General features: G+C 67.8%; 5 protein-coding genes. All 5 read left to right on the top strand.

Going from position 1 to position 4,320, the window contains the following annotated elements; all coding sequences use genetic code 11:
* A partial coding sequence (ccsA, locus tag ACE3UY_RS02100; RefSeq protein WP_374685895.1) for a cytochrome c biogenesis protein CcsA occupies positions 1 to 652 on the top strand: 652 nt, incomplete at its 5' end.
* Positions 653 to 677: 25 nt separating this feature from the next.
* Positions 678 to 1,796, top strand: a complete 1,119-nt coding sequence (locus tag ACE3UY_RS02105; RefSeq protein ID WP_374685896.1) for a cytochrome c biogenesis CcdA family protein — start codon at positions 678 to 680, stop codon at positions 1,794 to 1,796.
* A gap of 49 nt (positions 1,797 to 1,845) precedes the next feature.
* Complete coding sequence (locus tag ACE3UY_RS02110; RefSeq protein WP_374685897.1) at positions 1,846 to 2,499, top strand: TlpA family protein disulfide reductase; 654 nt, start codon at positions 1,846 to 1,848, stop codon at positions 2,497 to 2,499.
* Entirely contained in the window at positions 2,496 to 3,239 is a 744-nt protein-coding gene (locus ACE3UY_RS02115) for a DUF2085 domain-containing protein (RefSeq protein WP_374685898.1), read from the top strand. The genes ACE3UY_RS02110 and ACE3UY_RS02115 overlap by 4 nt, the downstream gene beginning before the upstream one ends.
* A 169-nt stretch (positions 3,240 to 3,408) precedes the next feature.
* Entirely contained in the window at positions 3,409 to 4,203 is a 795-nt protein-coding gene (locus ACE3UY_RS02120; protein ID WP_374685899.1) for a hypothetical protein, read from the top strand.
* The last annotated feature ends 117 nt before the right edge of the window (positions 4,204 to 4,320 follow it).

The raw sequence follows: 4,320 nt of genomic DNA on the forward strand, positions 1-4,320 counted from the left end.
CAAGCCGGCCTGGAACACGTGGTGGCTGTGGAGTCCGCGCCTGACGCTGGTGACGGTCGCCTGGCTGGTCTACGCCGCCTACTTCATGCTGCGCGGCGCCATCGAGGACGACCACCGGCGCGCCCGCTACGCCGCCGTCTATGCCATCGTCTCCTTTGTCACCATCATCCTGACCTACATCAGCATTCGTATTTTCCGCGACATCCACCCGGTGGTCTTCGGCGGGACAACGGAAGCGGCGGCCGGCGCGGCCGAGGGGTTGCAGGAGTTCAACGGCCTCGACTCGGCGCGCATGGGTATCACCCTGCTCATCAGCGTCATCGCTTTCACCGTGCTGGGGTCGGCCTGGATTCTGGTGCGGTTGCGGCTGCAAAACCTGGCCGACTATGCCACCAGTCTGAAGATGCGCGTCGCCGCCCGGCTCAACGCCCGCCCGCGCGGCGGCCCGGCGCTGGTCAGCGGCGCGGCCCTCTTCCTGGCCCAGGTGGGCGAGCCGAACCGCTTCAACGCCTATCTGATCGGCGGCTACGCGGTCATGTCCGGCCTGTGCCTGCTCTACATGTTCTACCTGTACACCCGCCAGCGCAACCTGCAGAAGGACATCGCCCTCTTGCAACAATTGTTACAGGAAGATAACAGACCGCGCCGCTGAGCGCCCGCGCGGTATACTTCATTTTATGTCTGACTTGAACGCCCCCGCGCCGCGCTCGCGCAAGCTCTCCCCGGCGCAGATCGTCCTCATCGTCGTGGGCGTGCTGCTGGTCGCCTTCCTTGTCCTGGGCACGCTGAGCCAGTCTTCGTCGCCGAGCGAGTTCACTCCCGGCGTGTTGAAGCAGCCCTTCGCCGTCCTGGCCGTGCTGGCGTTCGCGGGCGGGCTGCTCAGCTTCATCTCCCCCTGCACGCTGCCGGTGCTGACGGCCTACTTCGCCTTCGCCTTCCAGAGCGACCGGCAAAGGATCGCCGCCAACACGCTGGCCTTCATGCTCGGCCTGGCGACGACGTTCAGCGCGCTGGGCGCGGTGGGCTTCGCCCTCGGCCGGGTCATCCAGTTGAATCAAGGGCTGCTCATGCTTGTCGGCGGGGCGGCCATCGTCGTCTTTGGCGTGATGAGCTTGCTCGGCCGCGGCTTCGGCGGCGTGACCGGCCTGGCCGAACGGCTGCCCAGCCCCGGCATGCGCGGCTCCTATCTGTTCGGCCTGACCTTCGCCGTCGGCTGGTCGGCCTGCGTGGGGCCGATTCTGGGCGTCGTGCTGACGCTGGCCGCGCAGACGACGACTGTTTTGCAAGGGGCCATGCTGCTGTTCATCTACACCCTCGGCCTGGGCCTGCCGCTGATGATCGTCTCGACCTTCTTCGGCCGCATGAGCCGGCAGAGCGCTTTCTGGCGCATGCTGCGCGGCAAGGGGTGGGCCTGGGATACGAGTGTCTTCGTTGTCGCGCTGGTCTGGGCGCTGGCTATCTGGCGTATCGTCGCCGCCTTCACCCAATACGCCATCGACAACTTCGCTTTCCTGAGCGGCCTGGAGTACAGCCTGGCGCTGGAGATCGGCATCCTCGTCCTGCTGCTCATCGGCGCGATTCTGTGGACGGTGACAAGCTCGGAGTCGCGCCGGGTGACGATTCATTTGCACACGACGCAACTCATCAGCGGCGCGCTCTTCCTGCTGCTCGGCCTGCTGATGCTGGAGGGGCAGATGGGCCTGGTCAACGGCGCGCTGGTGCGCTGGTCGGCCGTGGTGGATGAGCAGATGTTGCGGTTGCAGGAGTGGCTGGTGGCGGGGTTTAGTGGTCAGTAGGGGCAGACCTGCGTGTCTGCCCAAGCATTCAGTAGGTCAGTCCTGAGCGATGACGGATCAAGGTAGCCAGGGGGTGGACGAGGGGCCGGATCGGCGGCTGGTGCTGGTCGTGGTGGGGCTGGCGCTGGTGCTGCTGGCCGCGGTGGCGGTGGTGTTTGGGCCGCGGCTGCTGGGGCGCGAGGCGGGCGGCGCGCCGCTGGTGTCCATCCCGGCCTTCAGCGGCACGGCCGAGAGCGGCATCGGCCTGCTGGACGAAGACCCGGTTGGCCTGCCGGAAGCGGGCGCGCTGGCTCCGGACTTCGCCCTGAACAACCTGGACGGCGAGACCGTCCGCCTGAGCGACTACCGCGACCGTCCCGTTCTGCTTAACTTCTGGGCCACGTGGTGCGCCCCCTGCCGGCTGGAGATGCCGGAACTGGAAAAGGCGCAGGCGGACTACGCCGCCATCGATCTGGCCGTACTGACCATCAATCAGGAAGAGACGGCCGAGCAGGTGCGGGCGTTCTACGACGAGGTGGGGCTGACCATGACCGCGCTGCTGGACAGCGAGGGAGAGGTCGGCGCGGCCTACGGCGCGTTCTTCTTGCCGTCGTCGGTCTTCGTCGGGCCGGACGGCCGGGTGCTGGCCTACCACCGCGGTATCCTGTCGCGCGATCAGATCGACGCCTACCTGGGCGACCTGGCCCCGGCGGAGGGCTCATGATCGACCGCATCTTCCACACGCTGGCCCGGCGCTGGCTGCTGTTCCTCAATCTGGCCGTGGCCGTCTACGTCGGGCTGCCCATGCTGGCCCCGGTACTCATGCACGTCGGAGCGACCGGCCCGGCGACGCTGCTCTACCGCATCTACAGCCCCATGTGCCACCAGTTCGCCTCGCGCTCCTTCTTCCTGTTCGGCGAGCAGGTGGCCTATCCGCGCGAGCTGGCCGGCACGAGCCTGACGCCCATCGAGGCGTTCATGCCCGACCTGCCGGAGTTCGCCGAGGCCTCAACCGACCCGGCGCAGTGGGCCAGCTTCCTCTGGCCGGCGCGGCGCTTTGTGGGCAACGCGCAGATGGGCTACAAGATGGCCCTCTGCCAGCGCGACGTCAGCATGTATTCGTCCATCTTTATCGGCGGGCTGATCTACGGGCTGGTGAGGCGGCGCGGGCCGATCCGGCCGATGCGCTTCTGGCTGTTCCTGCTCATCGGCGTGCTGCCCATCGCCCTCGACGGCTTCAGCCAGCTGTTCAGCCAGTTCTTCGTCAATACGCAGATCGAGACGCTGGCCCGGCTGTTCCCCCTGCGCGAGAGTTCGCCGCTGTTGCGCAGCCTGACCGGGGCGCTGTTCGGCCTCAGCCTCGTCTGGTGGATCTACCCGCGGCTGGACGAGCAGTTCTCCCTGACGGCCAACGACATCGGCCGGCGGCTGGCGGCGCGGGCCGACGCGGCTTCTTCCTCCTGAACCGACTGGAAAGAGGATAGGTAGGCGGCCTTGGTCAAGACCAACGATCAGGATGCCGAGTCCATTGAGGGGTGAGTGACAGGTATAAAACGTTGACGGCCTGCCCCGCCTTGCCGGATAATTGCGCCCCGACCGCGCCCCAGCCACCGCGCGGTTGGAGCGATGGCGTGTGAGCGAGTATTCCCTACAACCCGTTGATTCGACCCGCCGGCAGAGCGAACAGCTGAAGGCGGAACTGCAAGCGGCGCAGGAGGAGTTGCGCGCGGCCGAGGCCGAGTTGGCCCAGGAGCAGGCCGCGGTCAACGCCTTCCGCATGCACGCCCGGCTGATGCTCGACGACCTGGCCGACGCCATCCAGGCGCTGCTGGCGCGCAAGCAGTCGCTGCTGACCCAGCAGGCGCTGCGGCAGCAGGCGGCTGAGATGGCCGAACTGGGCGAGAACCCGCTCGGCCCCGACGCCGACGAGCCGCATCTGCCGCCCGACCCGGCCGACGAAGCCCTCCTGTTACCGACGGACACGCCCCATGATAAGGCGGCCGAAAAGCGGCTCTATCGCGAGTTGGCGCGGCGCTTCCACCCCGACCTGGCGAACTCGGCCGCCGAGCTGGCCTATCGCACGTCGGTGATGACGGCCGTCAATGCCGCCTATAGCGCCGGCGACACGCCCGTGCTCTATGACCTGGCCGGGGAGCTGGCCCCGGAGGAGCTGGCCGAACTGGCCCAAATCCCGACGCGCGAGGTGCGACAGTTGCGGGAGCGGCTGATGCAGTGCCGCCGGCGGCAGCGCAAGCTGGGCCGGCAGTTGCAGGCGTTGCGGCGGGAGAACACGGCCCGGCTGTGGCGCAAGGCGCGCGACTTCCCCGACCAGAGCGACAACTGGTGGGCGCTCGTCCGCCGCGACCTGGAGGCGGCGCGGGCGCGGCTGGAGATGGAGGTGGCGGCGCTGGAAGAAGGTAGGGGCTAGGGGTTAGGGGCCAGGGGCCAGGGAAGAGCGCCCTTCCCCTAGAACCTGGCCCCTAGCCCCTAGCCCCTATACTTCGTAGCGGTAGTGCACGAGGTAGCTGACGTAGTAGCGCCCTTC

Source organism: Promineifilum sp. (SeqCode), assembly GCF_041918635.1.
Classification (GTDB): domain Bacteria; phylum Chloroflexota; class Anaerolineae; order Promineifilales; family Promineifilaceae; genus Promineifilum.